This window comes from Uliginosibacterium sp. H1, assembly GCF_036017065.1.
Lineage (GTDB): Bacteria > Pseudomonadota > Gammaproteobacteria > Burkholderiales > Rhodocyclaceae > Uliginosibacterium.
This window is the reverse complement of record NZ_JAYXHR010000001.1, coordinates 1,166,626-1,189,752: the sequence shown is the minus strand read 5'-3', so window position 1 is coordinate 1,189,752 and position 23,127 is coordinate 1,166,626. Positions and strand designations below refer to the sequence as shown.

Sequence of the window (23,127 nt, the reverse complement as noted above, 5' to 3'; positions counted from 1 at the left end):
GAATCCTTTCATGTTGGGCGTCCTGATGCCTCAGGCCGCGGTCTGGTCTCAGGACAACGTCGTTGGCAGTTTCGATGCCGCGACGGGCACCTGGACTCCCGGTTTCGGAAGTGACGGCCGGGTGACGGCGGTGAGCTGGGCACAGGTTCCGACAGGGCAGTGGGTGAAGGTTGCGGGTACGCGGATGGACGTGCTGGATGCAGCCGTCAAGGCGCGCGTACCGGGCTGGCGAGACGTGGGCACGGGCAAGTGGGACGGTGTGGTCGGTGCCTGGTCCGGCATGGCGGTGGACCCCACTGCACCGCGTGCATGGTTCTTTGGTGGCGGGCATCACGACAGCGCCAACAACGGGCTGTATCGCTTCGATTTCAACCGCATGAAGTGGGAGATCGAGATCCTCCCGACCGACCCCGCCAAGTTCGACGCGCGCTACACGACGTCCGGCACGGGCAGCTTCACCATCTATCCGCCGGCCGACGACTACTCCAAGGCGAATCCGACCGATTACTCGGTCAGCTACGACTGCTTCTGGCCCTTCGAGCCCAACACCCCGACCGCCAGGCATACCTACGGCAGCATGGTGTACAACCCGGCGCGCAACGAGTTGATGATGTGGTGCCGACGGACATGGATCGCGGATCTGTCGAGTGGCACATGGCGCGTGTACAACCCCCATGCCCAGCACGGACCCAATGCCAGCGGCGGCGAGAACATGTTCTGCTTCTATGACGGGGCCCGCCAGCGCCTGGTGCTGAACTGTACGCAGTACCAGAATCAGGGTCGCAACATGGAGTTCGACCCGATCAGCAAGAATTTCTACGTTTCGCAGGTCGCTCTGCCTGCAAGTGACACGGCCTGGACGTTTGCGAGCTGCCACTACGGCAACCGCGTGTACGCATTCATGCGCCCGGACGTCATACGGCCTGGCACCGTATTCGTGTACGACCTGCCGTCGAATACCCGCACGGAAGTGAGATTGAGTGGCCCTGCAGCGACGGACACCTTCCAGAACTACTACGATGGCGGAGCGTCTGCCTACGTGCCGGAGGTCGGCAAGTTGCTGGTGGCGACCTACTCGGATTCGGCCAAGACGCTTCGACTGTACTGGTGCGATCCGATGACTGGCGACGTGCAATACGCCAACATCCCCGGGCCTTGGGACGGAACGCACATCCTGCCGGAAACCAAGATGCAGTACATCCCGCATCTGAGGGCGGTGGCGCATATGTCGCGTGCTTCGCAGGAGTGGCGCATCCTGCGGATGGCCTGACGACGGGTCGGATTTTCGCCATGACTGGACTGTCGCCCGTTCCTGGTCGTGGCGATGAATCGCGCTATCCGGATCAGGCGCCGGACCACGTCGTCGTGCTGATGGTGTTCCAGAAGCCTGATCAGGTGGTATGGCTGATCGAGCTTCTACTGCGGCTGGGCGCTGCCGTGGTGGTGCATGTGGATGCCAAGCACGTCGAGCGTTTCATCGGGTTGGGGCAGCGTTTTGCCGGTGACCCACGTGTGCACGTGCTGGATCGTTCGGTACGGGTTAACTGGGGCGGCTTTTCCCAGGTCCGGGCGACCTTGCTAGGCATTCAGGCGGCGCTGGATCGATTCTCCGGCTTCCGCTATCTGCACCTGATGAGCGGCGAATGCCTGCCACTGATGGATTTCGCCTCGATGGGCGCACGCATCGAGGCCCTGCCACCCGACGCCGATTTCATCGAAAGCGAACACAAGTCGGGCTATGCCTGGCGTATCAATCGCTACAACATCCTCGGCGAGCATCCGCGCAACCGCGCTCACTGGCACAACCTGGCCTTCAAGAAGCTGCGCGACGCGCAGAAGCCGTTCCCGCCGCGAAGGAATTTTGACGTCAGCGAGATTCGCATTGGCAGTACATGGTGGTCGCTACGCGCCAGCAGCGTGCATGCCATGTGGGAACAGGCCGGCGACATGGAAGACTTCTGCCATCGATTCCGGTGGACCCGCTGTTCCGACGAGCACTTCTTCCAGATCCTGCACTACCGCGCTGGCCGGGTGCCTGCCGGTAGTGCGCGCAAGGTCCGCTTCCCTCCCGGCGTGGCCAGTCCGGCTTACCTGAGCCTTGTGGAGGTGCAGCAGGCGCTGGCGGAGGGCTGCCTCTTCGCGCGCAAGGTGGAGGCCGATGTCGCGGCCCGCTACTGGCAGGATGAAACCGCGCGGACAGGGCAGGGTCTCGTCACCACACCATGACCGGCCGTGCCTTCGCCGGGCGTCAGGGCAGGGCGTAGCGCTGCAGGGTGACTTCCGCTTCGCGTTTGTCGAGATGAGGCTGGCGCGCGAGGTAGTTACGCATGTCCTGTGCGGCCAGTTCGCCGCTGTAGGCGTTGGCCAGCGGGCGGATGCTGTGGTCCACCGGTGTGTGGTCGATGACGCCGATGCCCAGTCCATGCCCGTCGAGCAGTACCGGCCAGTGGTAGTCGTAGCCCCAGCCCATCGCATTGCTCTCGTCGAACGGGAAAAGCAGCCCGAAGGCCGAAGCGGCCACCGAGAATACAGGGCCGATCTCGACGAAGCGCGTGCTGCGGCCCAGCAGCCCGCGCTCACGCACCGTGATCTGCTTGCTGCCGCAACTGGTCGGCGTGCGCGCAGGCTGGGCCAGCGCGAAGCCCAGGTGCTGCTGCAGGGCCAGGAAGCTCTCCAGGAAGCCGTGGGGCACGACTATGTCATCGTCACTCACGATCACATAGTCGAACTCGCGCAGATCGAAGCCGGCGAGCAGGCGGTTCATCAACGGAAACTTGGGAATGCCGCCGTCGATCTCGATGCGCGTCACTGCCGCCAGCGTCGGGTCGCTGCTCTTGCCGCCGATGCTGGCCCAGGCCTGGGTGACGTCAACGCCCTGGGCGGATGCGAATCGGCCGGCCAGGTGCGCAGCCGTGTTCTCGCGCTTGCCGAGGTAGGCGCCGATGATGAGCACGCGAAGCATCTTTCCCGGACGCGGAATGCCGGCCGGTAGCGTCACGCTGCTGCCGATCAACTGGTGCCGGAAGATGCTGCGGTAGCTGCGCAGCAGCGGGCGCAGCTTGTTGTAGCGGTCCAGGCGGGCCAGGGTGCGGGTGTGCGTCATGGGCGAAAGTGTCCGAACTGTTCTGCTTGCCCTGGTTCAGCGCAACGAAAAATCCGGCGCGTGTGATTGCAGCCAGTGCTCCAGCATCTGGCAGATCCACACCATTTCGCCGTAGTAGCCCGGATGCTGGGCCAGCTTGTCGCGCAGCAAGGTGTCCAGGAAGCCGGGCTGCACGATGCCGCGCCGTCCCAGCGCTGTCAGTGCATCGCGGGCCTGGGTCTGCAGTCCGCTGTGCTTCAGCGTCCATGGGCCGAAAGGCAGACCGAAACCGTGCTTCGGTTTGCTGAGGATGGGAGGAGGCAGGAAGTCCTTCAGCGCGTCCTTGAAGAACCAGCGCAACTGCTGTCCGCGCAGCTTGAACGAGGGGGGGAGCGATGCCGAAAAATCCACCAGCTCGTCCGCCAGCAAGGGGAACGCCACCTCGACACCCGCCAGGCCCGTGGTGCCGATGACCTTCGGCAGATCGATGTCCGCTAGCGTGAAGCGCCAGTCGAAACCGAGCTGGCGGTTCAGGGGGCTGTCTGCCTGCACGGCGCGCCAGACTTCGCGCTGCAGTTGCATGGGCGCGCCGGTATCCACGGTTGCCAGGAAGGCCGGTTCGAAGATGTCATTGAGGCCCAGGCGCAGCAGCAGGTTGTATTGCTCGGTCCGGTCGGGAAGCGGAGTGTTGGCTTGCGCGACGTAGCTTGCGGCCTTGCGCAGCAGCGGCACGCCACGCAGCCAGCCCTGCGTCAATACCGGATCCAGCAGCAGGCGCCGCAGCGGTGCCGGTACGGCCTGGTAGCGCTCGAAGACCTGCTGCTTGGCATAGCGCAGGTTGCCGCCGAACAACTCGTCGCCGCCGTCGCCGGCGAGCAGTCGCGTAATGCCGTCGGCACGCGCCAGACGCGCGCAGTAGTAAGCGGGGACCGCGGACGAGTTGCCGAAGGGCTGGTCGTAGTGGGCCGCGACGGTGGGGATGCCGCTGAGCAGGTCTTCGGGAGTGATGTAGTACTCGTGGTGACGAACGCCGTAATGACGCGCGGTGATGCGCGCGTATTCCATCTCGTCGTAGCCCTCCGCTTCGAAGCCGATGGAATACGCGTCGACCGGACCGCCTGCGGCCTGCACCATCATGCCGACGACCGTCGAGCTGTCCGTGCCGCCGGAAAGGAAGGCGCCACTCGTGCTTCCCGCGCGGGTCTCGCGCTCGACTGCGGCACGCACGATGCCCCGGAAGTCTTCACCCAGGCGATTCGCGTCGCCCTGGGTCGGCTCGCTGAACCGCGCCGACCACCAGGTCCGCTGCTGCACGCCCTGGGGACCGGCGAGCAGCAGCGAGGCCGGCGGAAGGCGACGGATGCCGCGGAAGATCGTGCGCGGTGCCGGGATGGCGTGGAAGTACAGATAGTCGAAGATCGCCTGTGGATCGATCTGCCGCGCCACCGGCACTTTGTCGGCACGATCCGCGAACGCGATGCGGCTGCCGTCCTGCGCGATGCACAGGCTGTGGGTGTTGAAGCGATCCGTGACCAGCCCCAGGGTCTGGTTGGCGGCATCCAGCCACAGCAGGCTGAAGCGTCCGGCCAGGCCGGCCAGGGTCTCGTCGGGCGATGCCAGCAGCGCGGGGAGCAGGGCAGCCCATCCCTGTTCGGCAATCACGCGGGCGAGAGCCTCGCTGCGTGCGCGCGGTTCGCCCAGGGTGACCAGCAACGCGCCACCATGACTCAGCACGCGTGTTCTTGCACCGGAAGCCTGCAGCAGCAGGCTGCCCTGATCGACGTTCAGTGCAGTGTCCGGCCCGAAAGCGGAAATCTGACGGGAGAGTGCGTCGAACTGGTTGCGGTCGCCGAAATCGATGGAACCCTGGATCATGGAATTGTGGGAAGGAGACTTGCGTTCAGGTTTGGGGAATGGCCCGTCGTGCGAGCGACTTGGCCATGCGTTTGAGCGATGCGGTGCGATGGGGGCCTTGCTTGAGGATGTGCCAGAACGCGCCCATGCCGATGCCGACATCGCCGCGCGAGCAGTGTGCACCGGCGAAGTTGCACCAGCCCGCATGACGTCGGCGTGCCAGTTCGCGATGGTCCACCTCACTGCCATCGGGCGAGCGGAGGCCGAAGCGCGCGATCAGTGATTCGCGCATCAGCTCGGTATTGTTCAGCGCGGGTAGCTTGCGCGACAGCGAGGCCGGGTGCTGGCGGTAAAGCACCATCGATTCGGCCAGCTTGACGAAGCGGGATTCGCGGCTGGCACGCACGAAGTACTCCCAGTCGTCGGTCTGGTGATCGGCGCACAGGAAGGGGCCCAGCGCGTCCCACAGACTGCGGCGGAACAGGGCGGACGACGGCAGGGCCCAGTTGGTCAGCAGCATCTTGTGATAGATCCAGCCGCTCAGGCTGGGCTCGATGCGGCCATCGCGCGCTTGCGCCAGCCAGGCACTGCAATCCTCACCGTGCCAGCTGGTGAATTCGGTGAAACAGAAACCATGGTCGGGCTGTGCGTCCAGCGCCGCCAGCTGCAGGCGCAGCTTTTCCGGGTGCCAGATGTCATCGCTGTCCAGCAAGGCGATGAACTCGCTGTCGCTCTCGGCGACCCCGCGATTGCGCGAGGCGGACATGCCTGTGTTCGCCTGCGAGATCACCCGCACCTGCGGGCCGTAGCCGGCGGCGACTTCCGCCGTGTCGTCGCGCGAACCATCGTTGACGACCACGATCTCGAAGTCGCGGCAGGTCGACGCGAGGGTGGTCTCCAGCGTCGGGCCGAGCAGCGGTGCGGCGTTGTAGGCGGGGATGATGACGCTGACGCGAGGCATCGCCGGACTCCGTCAGACCAGCACTTCGACTGGCTGAGGCTGGCTCAGGAAGTCGCGCGGACTGGCGGTGTAGCCGTAGGCACCGGACTGGAACACGGCGACCAGATCGCCCGGTTCGGCCGTGGCCAGTTCCATGCGCTCGCCCAGCAGGTCCAGCGGTGTGCACAGGGGGCCGACCACCGAGGCTTGCTCGGTCGCCGTGCTGTCCATGCGCGTCGCAATCGCTACGGGGTAGTTCTTGCGGATCACCTGGCCGAAGTTGCCGGAAGCGGCAAGGTGATGGTGCAGGCCACCATCGACGACGAGGTAGGTGTGGCCGCGCGAGACTTTCTTGTCGACCACGCGGCACACGTACACGCCGGCCTCGCCGACCAGGTAGCGGCCCAGCTCGATGACGATCTCGGCGCCCGGCAAGGCCGTGGCGGCGCGATCCAGGATGGTGGCCAGGTTGTCGCCGATGGGGGCGAGCTGCAGCGGCGTCTCGCCCGGGAAGTAGGGGATGCCGAAGCCGCCGCCGAGGTTCAGCGTGGTGACGGCGCGTGGCGCGTCCGCGGCGAGGCGCAGCGCCAGCTCGAAGCTCTTCTGCTGGGCTTCGACGATGGACTCCGCCTTGAGATTCTGCGAGCCGGCGTACAGATGGAAGCCCTCGAATCCCAGGCCCAGTTGTCCGATCTCGGCGAGCAGGGCCGGTACCTGTTCGGCATCCACGCCGAACTGCTTGGGGCCGCCTCCCATCTTCATGCCGGAGGATTTGAGTTCGAAGTCCGGATTCACGCGCACGGCGACGCGCGGCGTCCAGCCGCTGCGCTCGCCGATGCGTGCCAGCTCGCGTGCTTCGCGGAAGGATTCGACGTTCAGCAGCACCCCCGTGGCCACGGCCTGGGTCAGCTCCACTTCGCTCTTGCCGGGGCCGGCGAAGCTGATGTGTTGCGGGTTCATGCCGCTGTCCAGCGCGACACGCAGTTCGCGGCCCGAAGCGACGTCCAGCCCGTCGACCAGGCCGGCCATGTGGCCGACCAGCGCCGGCATCGGGTTGGCCTTCATGGCGTAGTGCAGGGACAGCGCCTGCGGCAGGGCCGTGCGCAGTTCCTGCACGCGACGGCCCAGCACGCTGCGGTCGTAAGCGTAGAAAGGCGTTTGTCCGACGCGTGCCGCGAGGCGGGAGGCGGGAATACCGCCGATCAGCAGCTCATTGCCCTCGACGGGGTAGTGGCTCTGCGGCGCGTGCTTGGGAGGCTGACGGGTTTCGCTCATCGTTCTTGCGTGTCGTGCTTAGCGGGCGGCTTGTTCGAAGAGATCCTGGAACTCGCCGGACAGCAGCTTGCGGTCGATCTTTCCATTCGGGTTGCGGGGGAGCGGGCCGGGACGCAGCTCGATCTTCGCGGGAATCTGGTAGGCCGGGCAGTCGCGCTTCAGTTGCGCGAGCAGGGCATCGCCATCGACCGCAGCACCGTCGCGTCCGGTGACGATCAGCACGATGGCCTGGCCCAGGCTGGGGTGCGATACGCCGAAGGCTGCGCATTCGCCGACCATCTGCGTGGCATATACGGCCTCTTCGATCTCGGTCGGGCTGACGCGGTAGCCGGAGGTCTTGATCATCTCGTCGCGGCGGCCGATGAAGTACAGGAAGCCTTCGGCGTCGCGGCGCACGGTGTCGCCGGAGAACACCGCGATTTCCGGCAGCACCAGGCCGTCCGGGCGCTGGGCGGCAGGCAGCGGCTTGAAGCGCTCCGCGGTCTTCTCCACGTCGTTCCAGTAGCCCATGGCGACCAGCGCACCGCGCTGAACCAGTTCGCCCGGTTCATCGGGGGCGCATTCCGTGCCGTCCTCGCGCAGCACCAGCACCTCGGAATTCGGAATCGACTTGCCGATGGAGTCCGGGCGACGATCCACTTCAACGGGATCGAGGTAGGTCGCCCGGAAGGCCTCGGTCAGGCCGTACATCAGGAAGGGCTTGGTCCTTGGCAGGCGTTCGCGCAGGGCCTTCAGCGTCTCGAACGGCATGCGACCGCCGGTGTTGGCGATGTAGCGCAGGTTGTCCGCAATGCTCTCCGGCCATTGCACCTGGGTGAGCTGGATCCACAGCGGTGGCACGGCGGTGAGGCCGGTGACCTTCTCCCGTTCGAGTGCCTTGGTGACGTCGCGCGGCATCAGGTAGTTGAGCAGCACCACGCGCGCACCGGCATGGAAGGCGGTGGTGAGTTGAGAGAACCCGGCGTCGAAGGACAGTGGCAGTGCGGCCAGCAAGGTGTCTTCCGCATGGTTGCCGAGGTAGCTCGCCACGCTCTTGGCACCGGCCACCATGTTGCGGTGGGACAGCACCACGCCCTTCGGCCGGCCGGTGCTGCCGGAGGTGTACAGGATGGACAGCATGTCGGCGTCACTGACGCGGTGGCCGCCGCGCAGGTCGGTGGCCGTCGTCATGACCGCCGTCCAGGCATGCACGGCGTAGCGGCCGCCGGCATCGGCTGACTTGTCGCCGGTCAGCATCACGTGACGCAAGTCGGGGCAGGCGGCCAGCGTGGGGGCGAGCAGGGTGTGACGATCTGGCGAGGTCACCAGCAGCGAGACATTGCAGTCGCGCAGGATGTAGCCGACCTGCTCGGGTTTGAGCAGCGGGTTGATCGGCACGAACACACAGCCTGCTGCCGCAGCGCCGAAACTGGCGATGACGGTTTCCAGCCGCTTGTCGAGATAGATACCGACACGGGCGCTGCGTGGCAGGCCCGCCACGATGCAGGCTGACGCAAAGCGCTGCACGGCGTCGTGCAGGCCGGCATAGTCGAGCTGGCCTTCGCTGGCGGTGAGGGCCACGCGCTGCGGGTCGCGTTCGGCACTTGCTGAAACCAGATGATGCAGGAGGTGGGTATCTCGGGTCATACCGTTACATGCATTGTTGCGTTCAGGAGAGGCGGGCGTAAAAACAGGCCTGGTCGCCATCGCCCTGTTCATTGAGGCGTTGTGCGAGCTGCGCCCAGTCGGCGCGCTGCTTCGCCGAGAAAAGATCCGGATTGTGACCCGCCACGAAGGATCGTTGCGGATCAAACAGGGGGATGTCCAGCAAGTATTGCTCGCTGCCGACAAACTGGAAGGCGGACGAATCGTAGTCCACCCGCGTGAGACTGAGACCTGCACGTTCGAGCATCCGTCGCATGCCCTGTTCCGAGGGCAGTACCTGGTGGCGTGGCGCGTCGAGCTGGACCCAGGACGTACCGTACTGCCGCCAGGCGTGGCTTTGCGCAACGGGCACGCGGATGAGCAGCGTGGCACCGGGTTTCAGCAGGCGTTTGAGTTCCTGAACGCCTTCGAAAGGCCGGTCCAGGTGCTCCAGAGAATGGTGGGCCATCACCAGGTCGCACTGTGCCGCCAGGCGCGAGGGTATTTCGGCGGTCAACTCGAGGCCGGGCAGGCTGGTCTGCTTCCGCATGTACCGGTCATGGCCGTGGAGATGCCGGTAGCCGTTGTAGCGCAAGTACTTCAGGACACGCGCGCTGCCGCAGCCAAAGTCGAATATCCGCGCTCCCGGCCCGGCCTTGCTGTGCTCGAACCAGGTCAACGGAAAGGGGAACTCCGGTTCGCCGAACGCATGACGAGCGATGCGCCCGACGGGATTGAAGCGCCCGAGGCGGTCCGCGAACCGCCAACCGCGGAGAAGGCGGGAGAACGCCGAGAGACGTTGATCGACGTATGCCGGCACTTCCTGCCAGGAGATATAGGGCTCGCGGTAATACCATCCCATGTCGGCGGGCGGGTCGAGCAATTGCAGGGTGCCGCAGTCCGCGCACTCGGCGTAGCGGAAGGAAATGTCGTCCCCGTACATTCGTTCTCGCGCGAGATGCTCGCCCGCCTTGCGGTCCCCTCCGCAGCAGGCGCACCGATAAGTCGCGGGGGCGGACGACGGGATGGCGGTACTCATCTGGCCAGCGCCCAGTAGGCTTTCCGCAGTCGCCACGCCGCGAGGTCCAGCCGGTTAGGCCGTGCGCGCGGCAGTTGCTGGAGCAGGTCGTCCAGCCCCGTCTGCATTCCGGCTGCCAGCTCGGCAGAATGACCAGCCGTGGTGGCGATGTACTCGTGGGCAAGCTGGATGCGGGCGAGCAATTCGCGACGCAGGTTCAGCTTCGGAAGCTCCCTGGCTACGATGCTGCGCAACTGTTCGTATGCTGGCGCGAAACACATTTCGTGCAGCCACACGATGGTGTCCAGGTACTTGTGACGGAACTGTGCCGTGTCGAACAGTGCGCCGCTGGTCGAGCCGCCGTGGGCACGGAAGTAGGCAAGGGGAGCCGGAACCAGGCGTACCCCGTGCTTGCTGCCGACCCTCAGCGCGAACTCGATGTCGCAAAGGATCGACAGCGCAGGATTGAAGGGCCCATGGTCGGTATGGACGCTGCGCTTGAACATCATGGCTGTCGGCTCGCCGAGGACATTCAGGAAGCGGTTGCTCAGGGTCCAGGCCGTGATGGCTTGCGCCGGAAGATGGCTGCCCATCGCGAAGGTGCGGGCCAGCAGTGGCGAATGCTCTTCATAAAAGCTGCGACCGGAGGCCGCGAGGTCTTCCTCGAACAGGACGGTGCGCTGGCAGAAGACGATTGCATCCTGGCTTTCCGTGGCGCCCGTCATCCTGGCCAAGCAGTCGGGGTGCAACAGATCGTCCTGGAACAGGAACTTGATCCATTCGCCCCGGGCGAGTTCGACGCACCGGTTCCAGTTGCCAACGAGTCCCAGGTTGCGTTCATTGCGGTGATGGCGGATGCGATGATCCCGCAGGGCATATTCCCGGATGATCTCCGGACTGCTGTCACGGGAGCAGTCATCGACGATGAGTAGCTCGAAGTCCTCCCTGCTTTGCGCCAGGGCACTGTCCAGCGCTGGCCGCAGATAAGCCTCGCCGTTATAGACGGGCACGCATATGGAGGCTGCGGGCGACGTTGGCATGGTCGGCGCTAGTCGATGCGCAGCAGTGCTGCCAGAAAGTGCTTCCAGCCGGCGAGGAAACCCGGGCTCGTCTTCAATGCCGCAATCGCCTCGCGCATGGTTTCGCCGTATTGCCGACGATGGCGAAGGTGGAGCAGATTTTCCAGCGCGATCTTTTCCAGCCTGCGCTTGATCAGGCCGGCGTGCCGGCGCGCCAGTGGGTCCGCCAGTGCTTTTCGGTACACGATGCCGAGGTGCGGATGCGGCTTGCGCGTGGTATTGGTGATGCTGTTCGGATTGGATCGGTAGAGCGAAGCGCTGCGCGCCACGTACACGAGATCGTGGCGTGCGGCGAGCCTGATCCACAGGTCATGGTCCTCGGCGGACCGCAGGGATTCGTCGAAGCCCCCGGTACCGATGAACACCTGCCGCCGGATGAGGGTGGAGTTGGCGTGACAGAGAAAACCCGTCACGGCCGCGTCGACAGGTTGCCCCAGCCTTGTGCACTCTCCGCCGTCACTGTCCAGGCTGGAAACGATCGACGGATGCCGGATACAGGCAGCGCCGAACTCGCTGCCATCCATGGTGATCCGCCGGAAATCGGCACTGATCCAGGTGGCATCCGGGTGCCGCGCAAGGGCTGTCCGCAGGATGCCTACGCGTCCTGGCACCCAGCAATCGTCTCCGTCCAGGAACGCCAGCCACTCGCCGGTGGCTGCCGCGGCGCCCGTGTTGCGGGCGGCCGAGACACCCTGGTTGCGTGGCTGCCGGATGATGCGCATCGAGGCGTCGCGCTCATGCAATGTACGCAGGCAGGCTTCGCTTGACGGATCGCCGCTTGCGTCGTCGACGACGATGACTTCCCATTCGTTGCGCGGCAGATCCCGTGCGAGTTGCTGCGTGACAGAGTCCACGGCCTCCAGCAGCAGTTCGCCAACCTTGTAGCTGGTGACGATGACGCTCAGCAGAGGCTGGGACACTATGGACCCGGAGGGTTCGGGTGTCATGCGCATCAGGCAGTCATGGCCGGAGGATGCGAACTGGCCGGCCGTGGGGCGGGCGCCAGTACGCGTGCGAGGAAATAAGGGTGCCACATCAGCACACGGAACCACATTCTTCCGATAGACGGATTTTGTGGAGGAGGGCCGTAGCGCTTCACAAGACCGTCATACAGGCCGCGCAGGAGGGCTGTCGACTGCGCCGTCCTGCCCTTCTGGAGCAGGGAGGCGGCATCCACCAGTGCCTTGGCGCCGAGGGTGCGCAACAGGCGCCACTTGCCCCGGAGGCCTGTCTGGCCGGACCAGAAAATCCAGGCGTTGCGCGTCATCAGGTAGTGGTAGTAGGCGCTGCGCTCATGCGCAACCGGATTGTCGTGCCACACGATGGCGTCCAGGCTCATGTGGTTCTTCATTCCTGCCTGGAGGCTGCGCATCGACAGGCTGTCATCGTCGAAGTAAGCGAAGTAGCGCTCATCCAGGCCGCCGATGCGGGTGATCAGATCCATCCTGGCGAGGATCGCCGTGCCGTGCAGCATGTTGATCTCTCCCGCCGCGGCCGCCAGCCTGGCCGCTTCGAGCGACGGCAGCTTCACCTTGCGGAAGTTGTCCATGTCGAAGCGGGCGCCACAGAATTCCACCGCGTCGTGCTGGTCACCGTCGTTCATGATGACGGGGGAGCACAGGCCGATGGCAGGGTCGCTTTCCATGTCCTGCAGCATCCTGGCAAGTGCCGTCCGCTCTACACGTGCGTCGTCATTGACGAGCCAGACATGCGTATGGCCGCGCTTCTCTGCAGCACGGATGGCGTGGTTGTGACCACCGCAGAATCCGGTGTTGTGCGGCAGGCGGATCAGTTCCACCGTCGGGAAATGCTCTGCAATGTAGTCCGCCGTACCGTCGGTGGACCCGTTGTCGATCACCAGCACATGACAGGGATGGCTCTGGGCCAGCAGCGACTCGAGACAGGGACCGATCGATGGCCCCGCGTTCCACGCCAGAACGCTTGCAAGCACCGAAGGTGGCGTCGTCATCGCTGTCATGAACCGAGGGAGCCCGGGCGACGCGCGATCATCGTCCGGAGCTTGTCACGGATGATCGCCAGTTCGGTCCTGGCCGGATGATGCGTGTAGAAAATCAGCGGAAGGATGGTCCCGATGACGGTCAGGCCGGCAAGCATGAGGGTGGCGAGGGCGGGCACGTGCAGCAGATGGGTGGCCGCCAGCTTTACCAGCAGTCCGGCGGCCAGACTCAATGCGCAGATGGCGCCAGTGCCTTTCAGCACATGACAGACTTCCCGCAGGGAGAAATCGATTGTCTTGCGCAGGATCCGGTGCACCGCCCAAAGGCGGGCGACAAGCGACAGCGTTGACAGCGCGACCACCCACTTGAGGCTGAAGAGCGCTCCCAGCATGGTGAAGGCAATGAGCGCCGGGGCGCCGATCAACTGTACGTCGAGTTGCTTGCGCGCTTCTCCCAGGGCGGTCAGGACCGGGGTGTAGAGCATGAAGGGCGCCCAGACGAGGCCTGAGATGGCACCGATCCGCAACACGGGGATTGCTTCGACCCATTGGGGGCCGAAAAGCACGCGGATGATTTCATCGGCGAACACGATGACGGATCCGAAGAACAGCCACTGCACCAGGCCCAGCAGCGGAATGGCGAGGTAGTAGTCATGCTTGAGCTCGTGCGCGGGCTTTCCGCTTCTGGCCAGCGCGGGAGCTGCCACGCTCAGCACGGCCGAACCGACGAAGTCATAGAACGCGGACAGCAGGCTGGTGGCCTTGCTCAGCAACCCGGCTTCGTGAAAGCCGAGCATGGCGCTCACGATGAAGTCCGGCGCACGGTTGGCGCACTGGTCGATCAGGCGTCCGGCAGTGAGCGTGCCGCCGAAGCGCGCCACTTTCCTCATGTGGCCGAAGGCCGGGAAAATCAGGGTGTTCTGCGGGCTGACGATGATTAGGCCGATCACGGTCACCAGGATGCTGACGATCGAGCCCAGCGCCGGGCTCATGTAGCTCATGCCATTGAGCGCCGCCGTGATCGTCGTGGCCGCACCGACCAGGTTGGCTGCGAGCTGGATGAAGAAGATCTTGCCGAACTCCAGATGCTTCGACAGCACGGCGAAGGCGGTCGAGCCGATCGGCAGCAATACGAAATTGATGGCCAGCAGGTAGAGCACGTTGGCTACCCCCGGCTCGTCGTAGGCGCGGGCAAGCGGGCTCGCCAGCAAGACCAGGCACAGGGCGATCGCCCAGGACATCGACAGCGTCATGGCATACGCCGCACGGATCTTGTCCAGGGTGAGTTCCTTCTCCTGGATGATGTACTCGCCTACGCCGAAGTCGCGCAGCATGTGCCCGATGGCGACCGCCGCGGCGGCCAGGGAGAAGATGCCGGTCTCTTCCGGTGTAAGCAGGCGCGCCAGGACCAGCGAGGTGGCGAACTGGATCAGGAACGCCGTGTAACGCTGGCCGAGCGTGATGAATACAGCCTTGCGAACCGAGTTCACGACGACAGTCCGTGCTGGCGGGAGAACAGGTCGAGGGTCCGTTGAGTCGCGCCAGCCAGGCGTGCCAGACTGGCCTGTACCCGTGTGCCGGAACCGGTTTCCGAGTTGATGCAGCTAGCCCATCGGGCGGCCAGGGCTTCGGCGGATTCGGCTTGGTAGACCAGCCCTTCCCTGGTTGCGACGGTATATACCGGGTAGCTCGGATAGGTGGTGTTCCATCCGGCCGTGATGGTCACCGGTCGCGAGAACGAGAGGGGTTCCAGGATGTTGTGATCCTTGCCGACATGCGAAACGGTCGAGCGTGCGTAATAGTCGCGAAGCTCCCCCATCGTGTTGAGGACCAGTACCGGCAGATCGTCCGGTACCGGCAGATCACCCTCCACGGCGTGATTGCGGAAACCCAGCCCGCGGCCTTGCAGTTCCGCGAACATTGCCGACATGGCCGCCCCGTTTTCCGGATGGCGCGGTGCCAGCACCAGCAGGCTGCGTGGCGCGTCGCCGACGAGCCGCTGGAAAGCGTCGAGCACGGTCGCGAGTTCTTCTGCGTCCGTCAGGCAGCCGGCCACGATGACCGGCCGCCCACCGTCATCCAGCGAGCCGAGGGTCCGCGGACTGCGTGTCTCGCCGGGGGGGCGCACCGCAGGGGCCAATGCGTCGAACTTGATGTTGCCGGTGACATGCAACTGGCTCGCCGCTGCGCCGCTGTTCTGCAAGTGATGCGCAACCGCCTCGGTCTGCACGCACAGCAGGTCGAACAGGGCCAGGTAGTCGCGCCCCAGCAGGCTGCGCTCGATGCTGTCCATGCGGCACGCCGGGGCATAGCCGTACAGCCAGCCGTTGACCAGCGCGACGCGTGCGCCCGCAGCACGCGCTGCGTAGAGGTAGCCGATGGGCAGGCGACAGGGGGCGTCCGCGGGCAGGCAGGGAATCTCGGCGACCACGAAGAGCGTGGGCGGCCGCTGTTGCGCCAGCGTATGCGCCGGCTCGCCGCTGGCGCCGATTTCCACTACCTCAGCCTGTGGGTACTGGGCGAGGTAGGACTCGCGGTAGATGCTGCGATCGGTCAGCAGGACCAGCCGCAGGTCGGCATGGCGAGCGACGAGCTGGCGAAGGAAGGGGCCGATCGCATTGAGCTCGCCGATGGTGGAGACGAAGACCCACAAGGCGGGGGCGGACTTGCCTGCCGGCAGGGCGGTGCCGACGGTAGGCGTGGCGCGTTTTTCGAGTTGCCGGAAGACGCTGTAGCGGAGCCGGGTCAGAAGGGGGATGGACCGCTCAGTGTGCACTGCTGGTGCTTTCCGCATCGCCCTCGGTGACGCCGGGGGCCGGGCGCAGGCGTTGCTTGAGTGTCTTCACCAGTGCCCAGCGGTAGTGGTTGTGGTGATACAGCGTGCGCGAGTTTTCGGTCCAGCGCGTATGCCATTCCATCAACCGGCCGTAGAACTCGATGCGACGGATCCGGCCGGCATCGAACAGTTCCTTGAAGGCGTCCTGGCGCAGGATGAAGGCGGGCGATACCGCCTTGAATTCGGGGTCGTAGGCCGTCTTGAGCACGACCAGGGTGTCGCCGGCCTCGATGCAGAGGTCCACCGCGACGACCTTGTCGCCGAACATCAGGCGCCAGATCTTGCCGCGGCCGTCGGCGCAGAAGGCCTGCATCATCTCGGTGTAGAAGCGGCCTTGTGCGTTGTCGGCATTCACCGCGGTGCCCGCACCGGCTTTCCAGCCCGCCGATTCCAGGCGACCGTACTCGTTCAGTGCGGCCTCCATATCGGTGGTGGCGGTGAGCGTCTGGAAACCGATCTGCACGCCATCGGTTTCGAGCTTCGTGCGCTGCTTGCGCATGTTGGTGCGCAGGTTCTTGCCGCGGGCGTTCCAGTAGGTGTCGAAATCGCTGTCGATATCCACCCAGGCGGTCTGGATGTAGTCCAGGCTGTCGTGGTTGGCGTTGTCTTCTGGTCGGGCGAGGATGTGCGGGTCAAGCTGGGTCAGGCCCAGCTGGGCACAGAAGCCGGGGAGGCTGCGGGCCAGGGCCGGCAGCAGGTCGGCGTCCTGCCAAGCGCTGGCGGTTGCCAGCCACGGACCCAGTGGCATCTGCGAGGGCTGGAAGCTCGTCCACCGCCCCAAGCCGCCCGGTTGCAGGATGCCGCCCGCCACGGTGTCTGCGCCATCGGTGGCCAACGCGATGAGCTGCTTGCCATCGCCGAAATGCTTCAGCAGGGGGCCGATGAAGCGGCTGTCCTGGAAGGGCAGGTTGCCGGCCCGCTGGTTGAGTGCGTCCCAGCGCCCGGCAAGTGTCGGGAAGGCTGATGCAGCATGGAATTCCCAGCGGATGGACATGACAGGCTCTGTGGTTCTCAGGGGCAGCGGATCATAGCAGCGTTGAATTGCTGCGCCTGCGCAATACGTCGCCAATCCACGCGCTTTGCCCGAAGGGCCGGGGCGCCTTGAGGCGTGCGCAGATCAGGCCGTGACGGCTTCGTCGAGCACATGGCCGAGGGCCGTGGCCTGGGCCTGTCTGCTGAAGCTTCGCACCCAGTCCGGGTCGGCCGTCGGCGAATTGCCACTGGCGAGGCGCTCCAGCAGGGTCTGCAAGGCGGCCTCGATACCAGTGGCGGCCTCCAGCGCTGTGCCACAGGACTGGGGCGCGCTTGCGAAGAGGGTGGCGGTCTCGCTGCCCGGTGCAGCCAATGTCAGGACCGGACGTGCCGCGCGCAGGTATTCGTAGGATTTTGCCGGGATCTGGTCGTTGCAGCCGTCTGACTGCAGCACGAGCAAGGCATCGGCCGACAGCATTTCCTGCAACGCCTCGCGATAAGGCAGCGGCGGGGCGAGTTCGATCTGCGCGGCTACGCCATGCTGCCCGGCGCGTGCCAGCACGAATTCGTCGTGCTCGCTGGCACGGAAGCGGATGCGCAGACGCGCGGCCTCCGGATGGCCGGCATCGATCAGGCGCCGCAGCGCAGCGAACAGCGGCGCAGGGTCGCGCCATTCCGGATACACCACGCCGCTGTGCAATAGCAGCCATGGGGTGCCGGCGGTGCGTGGCTGCGGGGCGAGGCCGGCGAAGGCCGTTTCGTCGTAGCCGTTGCCGATGACGCTCAGGGCCTTGGCCCGCTTTGGATAGCGTGCGGCATAAAACCGACGGGCACCGTCGGTGGTGAAGCAGACGCGGGCCGCGCGTGCGAAGACGCGCTCTTCCACACGCTTGAAGCTCTGCCAGGTGCGGGCGTCGGCCGGATAGCCGTCGTGGGCCATCGGGTCGCGGAAATCCGCCACCCAGGGCAGGCCGCTGAGCTGTTGCAGGCGTGCGCCGATGTTGTGGGCGGTGGCGATGGGGTAGGTGGACCAGATGGCGGCCGGGCGATGGCGGCGGATCATCGCCAGTCCGACGGCGATGGCGCCGAGCTGCCAGCTGGCCCAGCGGTCAGGCAGCGCCATCCATTGGGGGTAACGCCCCGCGATGGAGAGCTGGCGTGCGGTGTCGAAGGCCATCGCCCGCTCGACAATCAGGCCGGGGGGCAGGCGCCAGTCGGTGGCGTGGTCGACATCCGGGTAGGCGCGCGGATGCGCGCTGAGGATCAGCGGCTCCCAGCCGGATTCGTGCAGATGGCGGGCGAAGGACAGGGTGCGCTGGATGCCGCTGCTGCCGCGCAATGGCGGAAAGTGGAAGGCGATCATCAGCACCCGGCGCGACATGGTGGCGTGCGCCGGGGGTCAGGCTGGCCAGGTCTGGCAGACCTGGCGCACCGTGGCGGCGATGCATTGCAGGTCGGCATCCCGCAGATCCTGGTGACACGGCAACTGGAACACCTGCTTGGACCACAGGTTGCCGTGGTCACCGGGGATATGCGGCGTGTCCGGCCACAGCCAGTCCCAGCGGAACAGGGGCAGGCCGCTGGCACGCAGCGCGCGGTAGCGCTCGTCGGCGCGTTCGCTCAGCAGCGGGAACACATAGGGTGCGCAGCCCGCGGGCAGATCCGGGACCAGCGGGGCCGCGCCTGGCAGGTCGGCCAGCAGCGCGCTCAGGCGCTGGTAGTTGGCGCGCCGGCGCTCGATCACGGCTGCGCGCAGGCTGGCGCGGATGCACCAGCGGCTGACGGTGGTGGGCGGTGTGTCGATCAGTGCCGCATCCAGCCACTGCGTATCTTCCGGCGGCGCTTCGATGGTTTCGGTGGCCGTCGTCAGTTGCGTGCGGCGCAGGCGACGCTTGAGACTGAAGAGCCCGTCCAGCAATGCGCCGAAGGGGGGCAGCCCGCCGTGGCGGCAGCCGATCTCCAGCATGTCGATGCCGGACTTGACCTCGTGGGCGAAGCTGCGCGAAGCACCCGCCAACGCGGGGACGGGGAGTACGCGCGAGGCCAGCACGCCGCATTCCTGCACCGGCAGGAACTTCGTCAGGCTGGCGATCGCCACGTCGCCCCAGGCCCCGATCGGGCGGCCGTCGCATTCGCCGAACAGGGCGTGGGCGCAATCCTCGATCATGGCGATGCCACGCGCGTCGCAGAAGGCGCGCAGCGGGGCGAAGTGCAGTGGCAGGCCGAAGTAATGGACCGCGACGATGGCCTTCACGCCGCGCGTGTCCTGGCGCTCCAGCCAGGCAATGTCGGCGTCGCCGCTGGGGGTGATCGGGAAGAACACCGGCGTGGCACCGCAAGCCGTCACCGGGGCGATCATCGTCGGGCAGTGATAGGTGGGTACCAGCACCTTGTCACCCGGCCCGACCTGCAGGACACGCAGGGCCAGCACGATGGCAGCCCGGCCGCTGGTCGTCAGCGTGCGATGCGGCAGGTCGAGTACCGTGGGCAGCGGCAACCTGCGGCTGTGGCGCAGCGCGTGCCAGCCGAAAGTCGGCAGGCGTGGAATGGAGCCGGCAACAAGGGCGTCGGAGGACGAGGACATCGGAGTTTTGAAGCGGAAGACGATCTGATCTGCTGACGGACGAGCACTCTGTCATGGAACGTCCGCGGGAAGCTGCACACTATTACACCATGTCCGGTCGATTGCCCTGTTGTGGCCGAACTCAAGGGCAGGGTCGTGACGCCTGCGCTTACGTCCTGTTTGCCTTTCGTGGTAGCGTTCCGCGCTTTTGAGGAATTCGATTTTGGATATCAGGAAAGAGACCGCCGCGGTGCTGGACGCCGTGCTCAACCTGGGCACGCGGGCCGCCAGCCTTACCGACGACTCCCCCTTGCTCGGCAGCATTCCCGAGCTCGATTCGATGGCCGTGGTGGCTGTCATCACCTCGCTGGAGGAGCATTTCGGCTTCGAGGTGAGTGACGACGACATCGACGGCTCCACCTTCCAGACCTTCGGCAGTCTGGTGGGCTTCGTGACAAGCAAGCTCGGCTGATCGCCGCAGCGACAGCGAGCGCGCCCGTGGTCAGGATCGAACCCCGCTACCTGGACGCGCCCGGCGGCCGCCTGTTCTGCCTGGACGTACTCCCCGCCGGCCCGGCCCGGGGTTACGTCTTCCATCTGCCGGCCTTCGCCGAGGAGATGAACAAATCACGTCGTATGGTCAGTCTGGCTGCACGCGCCCTCGCAACAGCCGGCTGGCACGTCATCATCGTCGACCCTCTGGGGACGGGTGATAGCGCAGGCGACTTCGGCGACGCCAGTCTGTCGCGCTGGGTGGCCGATGCGGTCTGGTGTCGCCAGCAACTGGCAGGCCGTGATCTTCCCTGGGTGTGGTGGGGGCTGCGCAGCGGTGCGCTCCTGGCCGCCCAGGCCAGCCAGCAGTCCGGGGGCGACGCCCTGCTGCTGTGGCAGCCGGTGAGCGCCGGCAAGCTTTTCCTCACGCAGTTCCTGCGCATGCGCCTGGCCACCGAGTCGCTGGCCGGCGGCGGCGGCGCTGACACCAAACCCTTGCGCGCCGCGCTGGAGGCCGGTGAAAGCCTGGAGATCGGCGGCTACATGCTGTCCCCGGCGATGGCGCGTGAGCTCGAGCAGGCAGAGCTGAAGCCTGCCGCCGGCCTGCCGCTGCACTGGCTGGAGATTTCCGCGCGCGAAGAGCCCGAACTTCCGCCCGCATCGCGTCAGCGCGTCGAGGCCTTGCGTGCTGCGGGCCACGAGGTGGAGACCGGTGCCCTCAATGGCCCGATGTTCTGGCAGAGCCTGGAAATCAGCGAAGTGCCGGCCCTGGTGGATGCCAGCGTGGCGGCACTCACCCGTCTGCAGGCTACCGAGGTGGCGGCATGAGCGCGCGCGAACGGGCCTTCACGCTGGACATCCACGGTGAGCAGGCGGTGGCCATCCTCGCCGAGCCCGCCGCCGCACGCAGCGATTGCGGCGTGCTGGTGGTCGTGGGTGGGCCGCAGTACCGCGTCGGCAGTCATCGGCAATTCGTCCTGCTCGCGCGTGCGCTGGCCGAGGCCGGTTTTCCGGTGATGCGTTTCGATTTCCGCGGCATGGGCGACAGCAGTGGCGCCATGCGGGACTTCACCCGCGTCGGCGACGACATCGCGGTGGCCATCGATGCCTTCCTGCGCGAGAGCACCGGACTGCGGCGTGTCGTGTTGTGGGGGCTGTGCGATGGAGCGTCCGCGTCCTGTTTCCACATGGCCAATGACCCGCGCGTGGCGGGCGCGGTCCTGCTCAACCCCTGGGTGCGCAGCGATGCTGGCGAGGCCAGGGTCATGCTGAAGCACTACTACCTGCAGCGTCTCATGTCGCCGGATTTCTGGCGCAAGCTGCTGTCCGGTCGCTTTCGTGCAGGAGAGTCGCTGGGTAGCCTGGGCGGGATGCTGCGCAAGGCCTCGACGGCGTCAGCCAGTGGCGCGGGGAGCGATGTCGGGAAAGTGGATTACAGCCGGGCTCCGCTGGTGGAAGGCGTGCCTGGCGGCCTGTCAGCCTCCGGCCGTCCTGCGCTGGTGTTGTTGTCAGGGAATGATTTCGTGGCGGCCGAATTCGAGGCGGCGATGGATGGTTCTCAATCCTGGCGAGTCCTGACGGATACCGGGCATGTGCGCTCCCGCAAGCTGGCGGATGCAAACCATACGTTTTCCAGTGCGGTGTGGCGCGAGGATGTATTCCACGCGACGCGATCCTGGCTGGAGAAGAACATTCTTGGAGAAGCAGCATGAGCAGGTGGCTGATCGGTATTTTGGTTTTCGCCTGCGGGCACGTTGGTCCCGTGTCGGCCGCGTACGAGATCAACGTCGACGAGCTCGTCGTGGGATGCCCGCGCATGACACACGGTCACGGTCCCTTTGACTACCGCACGACCAATGACGCAGACAAGCGCCTGGTCGAGGGCGCCCACTTCACACCGCAAGTCGAGAACCTCATCAAGGGGAACCGGAGCTGGCTTGGCGGTGACATCGAGTACACGCTGAAGGCGTTTCCGAACAGCCCGCGGGCGCTGATGTCGATGATGAAACTCTTCGAGCGCAACAAGATGCAGATTCCGCAGGGCGCGAGTGCGCCGTTGCGGTGTTACTTCGAACACGCCATCCAGTTCCGCGCCGACGATCCGATGCCGCGCATGCTCTACGGCATCCATCTCCTGAAAATCGGCAGCACCGACAAGGCGATCGCCTATCTGGAAAGCGCGGGTGAGCTGGACGACAGCAATCCGAACGTCTCCTACAACCTTGGCTTGGCCTACGTCCAGTTGAAGCGCTACGACCTTGCCCTGGACTACGCGCACAAGGCATATGGAGGGGGTTTTCCGCTGCCCGGCCTGCGTAACGCGCTGACCCGTGCCGGCAAGTGGCGCGACCCCGTGCCGGCCGCCCCCGTTGCTGCGTCGGCCCCGGCTGAAGCCCCGCAGGCCGAGGTTTCGGCGCCCGCTCCTCGCTGAGCATGTCGGCGCAAATGTGCGCTCGGCCGGAGGCGGCGATTGCCATCCTGTCGTCGCGCGAATCCCTGCCCACGCTTGTTGCGACGGCCAATGCCGGGCTGCGCGCGCTGGATGCTTCGTCCGTGCTGGACGTTGTCATCAACGGCAATCCAGCCCTTGCAGAAGACTTTGCCGCGTATTGCAGCCGGGAGGTGGCGATGTACTCCGCGGCGTCGCCGATCAGGGTGTGGAGCGTCGCCTGTGGCGACAAGGCGCATGCCTGGAATCGCTACCTGGCGGACATCTGGCCCGATAGCGAGATCGCTTATTTTGTGGATGGCTACGCGCGCCTGAATCCGGATGCCTGCCGCCTGCTTGGCAGCGCCATGCGCGAACAACCCGGGGCGCTGGGCGGAAGCGGCGTTCCGAGCGTGGGGCGTACGGCTGGCCGTCTGCGCAGACAGATGCTTGCCGAAGGGGGATTCCACGGCAACTTCTGCGCCATCCGGGGCGACGTCATGGCCTCCTTGCGTGCTGCGTCCTACCGGTTGCCGCTGGGGCTCTACCGGACCGACTCCACGCTTGCCGCCTGCCTGCGTTTCGGACTGGATCCGGCCCGGCACGAATGGGATCCCACGCGCATCCTGGTGCACCCCGACGCCAGCTGGGTCGTCGATGAAAAGCCCTGGTGGCGCTGGGGGGAAGTGCGCGCCCAGTTCAGGCGCGTCTTGCGGCAAGGGCAGGGGGCGCTGGAAAACAGGGCGGTCCGCCATCACCTTGCCGTGCAGCGCCGCTTGCCACAGGACCTGCCGGCAACGGCCGCAGGCCTGGTTTCCACCTGGCTCGACGAGGCGCCGGAAGAGGCCCGTGCATTGCTACGTCGTGACCGCATCGCGGCGCATGCGCTGGGCAAGTTGCAGCGGCCGAGGGACTGGTCCTCGGCCGACTTGCCGGTACGCAAGCTGCTGGATACGTCAGCGACCTGAGGTCAGCGGCCTGGGCGGGAAAGAGCGCCCCGGCCGTTCC

Annotated in this window: 21 protein-coding genes; 7 read left to right on the top strand and 14 right to left on the bottom strand. The window is 65.9% G+C overall.

What is annotated here, in order from left to right; all coding sequences use genetic code 11:
- Window positions 1–10: 10 nt before the first annotated feature.
- Window positions 11–1,270, top strand: a complete 1,260-nt coding sequence (locus VVD47_RS05470) for a hypothetical protein (protein WP_327602384.1) — start codon at window positions 11–13, stop codon at window positions 1,268–1,270.
- A gap of 20 nt (window positions 1,271–1,290) precedes the next feature.
- Window positions 1,291–2,226: a beta-1,6-N-acetylglucosaminyltransferase gene (locus tag VVD47_RS05465; RefSeq protein ID WP_327602383.1), complete on the top strand. Its 936-nt coding sequence runs from the start codon at window positions 1,291–1,293 to the stop codon at window positions 2,224–2,226.
- Between the two features lie 22 nt (window positions 2,227–2,248).
- Here VVD47_RS05465 and VVD47_RS05460 read toward each other — a convergent pair whose 3' ends face one another.
- The 14 genes from VVD47_RS05460 to VVD47_RS05395 form a co-directional block, all read right to left on the bottom strand.
- Window positions 2,249–3,103 (bottom strand): hypothetical protein, encoded by an 855-nt coding sequence (locus VVD47_RS05460; RefSeq protein WP_327602382.1) that lies wholly within the window; start codon window positions 3,101–3,103, stop codon window positions 2,249–2,251.
- A 36-nt stretch (window positions 3,104–3,139) separates the two neighbouring features.
- Entirely contained in the window at window positions 3,140–4,957 is a 1,818-nt protein-coding gene (locus VVD47_RS05455) for an asparagine synthetase B family protein (RefSeq protein ID WP_327602381.1), read from the bottom strand.
- Between the two features lie 25 nt (window positions 4,958–4,982).
- The gene (locus VVD47_RS05450) at window positions 4,983–5,897 is read right to left on the bottom strand and encodes a glycosyltransferase family 2 protein (protein WP_327602380.1); all 915 of its coding nucleotides are present in this window, start codon (window positions 5,895–5,897) and stop codon (window positions 4,983–4,985) included.
- 12 nt (window positions 5,898–5,909) lie between these two features.
- Window positions 5,910–7,151: a pyridoxal-dependent decarboxylase, exosortase A system-associated gene (locus tag VVD47_RS05445; RefSeq protein WP_327602379.1), complete on the bottom strand. Its 1,242-nt coding sequence runs from the start codon at window positions 7,149–7,151 to the stop codon at window positions 5,910–5,912.
- A gap of 18 nt (window positions 7,152–7,169) precedes the next feature.
- Window positions 7,170–8,777 carry an acyl-CoA ligase (AMP-forming), exosortase A system-associated gene (locus VVD47_RS05440; protein ID WP_327602378.1) on the bottom strand — a complete coding sequence of 536 codons (1,608 nt, stop codon included), beginning with the start codon at window positions 8,775–8,777 and terminating at the stop codon, window positions 7,170–7,172.
- A gap of 22 nt (window positions 8,778–8,799) precedes the next feature.
- Entirely contained in the window at window positions 8,800–9,813 is a 1,014-nt protein-coding gene (locus tag VVD47_RS05435; protein ID WP_327602377.1) for a class I SAM-dependent methyltransferase, read from the bottom strand.
- Window positions 9,810–10,832 carry a glycosyltransferase family 2 protein gene (locus VVD47_RS05430; RefSeq protein ID WP_327602376.1) on the bottom strand — a complete coding sequence of 341 codons (1,023 nt, stop codon included), beginning with the start codon at window positions 10,830–10,832 and terminating at the stop codon, window positions 9,810–9,812. Before VVD47_RS05430 ends, VVD47_RS05435 begins: the two co-directional genes overlap by 4 nt.
- A gap of 8 nt (window positions 10,833–10,840) precedes the next feature.
- Entirely contained in the window at window positions 10,841–11,824 is a 984-nt protein-coding gene (locus VVD47_RS05425; protein ID WP_327602375.1) for a glycosyltransferase family 2 protein, read from the bottom strand.
- Window positions 11,824–12,822 (bottom strand): glycosyltransferase family 2 protein, encoded by a 999-nt coding sequence (locus VVD47_RS05420; RefSeq protein ID WP_327602374.1) that lies wholly within the window; start codon window positions 12,820–12,822, stop codon window positions 11,824–11,826. The genes VVD47_RS05425 and VVD47_RS05420 overlap by 1 nt, the downstream gene beginning before the upstream one ends.
- 23 nt (window positions 12,823–12,845) lie before the next feature.
- Complete coding sequence (locus tag VVD47_RS05415) at window positions 12,846–14,318, bottom strand: lipopolysaccharide biosynthesis protein (protein WP_327602373.1); 1,473 nt, start codon at window positions 14,316–14,318, stop codon at window positions 12,846–12,848.
- The gene (locus tag VVD47_RS05410; protein WP_327602372.1) at window positions 14,315–15,604 is read right to left on the bottom strand and encodes a 3-deoxy-D-manno-octulosonic acid transferase; all 1,290 of its coding nucleotides are present in this window, start codon (window positions 15,602–15,604) and stop codon (window positions 14,315–14,317) included. Before VVD47_RS05410 ends, VVD47_RS05415 begins: the two co-directional genes overlap by 4 nt.
- The gene (locus tag VVD47_RS05405; protein ID WP_327602371.1) at window positions 15,594–16,658 is read right to left on the bottom strand and encodes a GNAT family N-acetyltransferase; all 1,065 of its coding nucleotides are present in this window, start codon (window positions 16,656–16,658) and stop codon (window positions 15,594–15,596) included. Before VVD47_RS05405 ends, VVD47_RS05410 begins: the two co-directional genes overlap by 11 nt.
- A gap of 123 nt (window positions 16,659–16,781) precedes the next feature.
- On the bottom strand, window positions 16,782–18,017 hold the full coding sequence (locus tag VVD47_RS05400; protein WP_327602370.1) for a glycosyltransferase: 1,236 nt from the start codon (window positions 18,015–18,017) through the stop codon (window positions 16,782–16,784).
- An 18-nt stretch (window positions 18,018–18,035) separates the two neighbouring features.
- Window positions 18,036–19,220 (bottom strand): DegT/DnrJ/EryC1/StrS family aminotransferase, encoded by a 1,185-nt coding sequence (locus VVD47_RS05395; RefSeq protein ID WP_327602369.1) that lies wholly within the window; start codon window positions 19,218–19,220, stop codon window positions 18,036–18,038.
- Window positions 19,221–19,422: 202 nt separating this feature from the next.
- Between VVD47_RS05395 and VVD47_RS05390 the strand changes: the two genes are divergently transcribed.
- The 5 genes from VVD47_RS05390 to VVD47_RS05370 are packed head-to-tail and all read left to right on the top strand — an operon-like array spanning window position 19,423 to window position 23,087.
- The gene (locus tag VVD47_RS05390; protein WP_327602368.1) at window positions 19,423–19,671 is read left to right on the top strand and encodes an acyl carrier protein; all 249 of its coding nucleotides are present in this window, start codon (window positions 19,423–19,425) and stop codon (window positions 19,669–19,671) included.
- A 26-nt stretch (window positions 19,672–19,697) separates the two neighbouring features.
- The gene (locus VVD47_RS05385; protein ID WP_327602367.1) at window positions 19,698–20,519 is read left to right on the top strand and encodes a hydrolase 2, exosortase A system-associated; all 822 of its coding nucleotides are present in this window, start codon (window positions 19,698–19,700) and stop codon (window positions 20,517–20,519) included.
- On the top strand, window positions 20,516–21,403 hold the full coding sequence (locus tag VVD47_RS05380; protein WP_327602366.1) for a hydrolase 1, exosortase A system-associated: 888 nt from the start codon (window positions 20,516–20,518) through the stop codon (window positions 21,401–21,403). The genes VVD47_RS05385 and VVD47_RS05380 overlap by 4 nt, the downstream gene beginning before the upstream one ends.
- Window positions 21,400–22,122: a tetratricopeptide repeat protein gene (locus tag VVD47_RS05375; RefSeq protein WP_327602365.1), complete on the top strand. Its 723-nt coding sequence runs from the start codon at window positions 21,400–21,402 to the stop codon at window positions 22,120–22,122. The genes VVD47_RS05380 and VVD47_RS05375 overlap by 4 nt, the downstream gene beginning before the upstream one ends.
- Window positions 22,123–22,124: 2 nt before the next feature.
- Entirely contained in the window at window positions 22,125–23,087 is a 963-nt protein-coding gene (locus VVD47_RS05370) for a hypothetical protein (protein ID WP_327602364.1), read from the top strand.
- The last annotated feature ends 40 nt before the right edge of the window (window positions 23,088–23,127 follow it).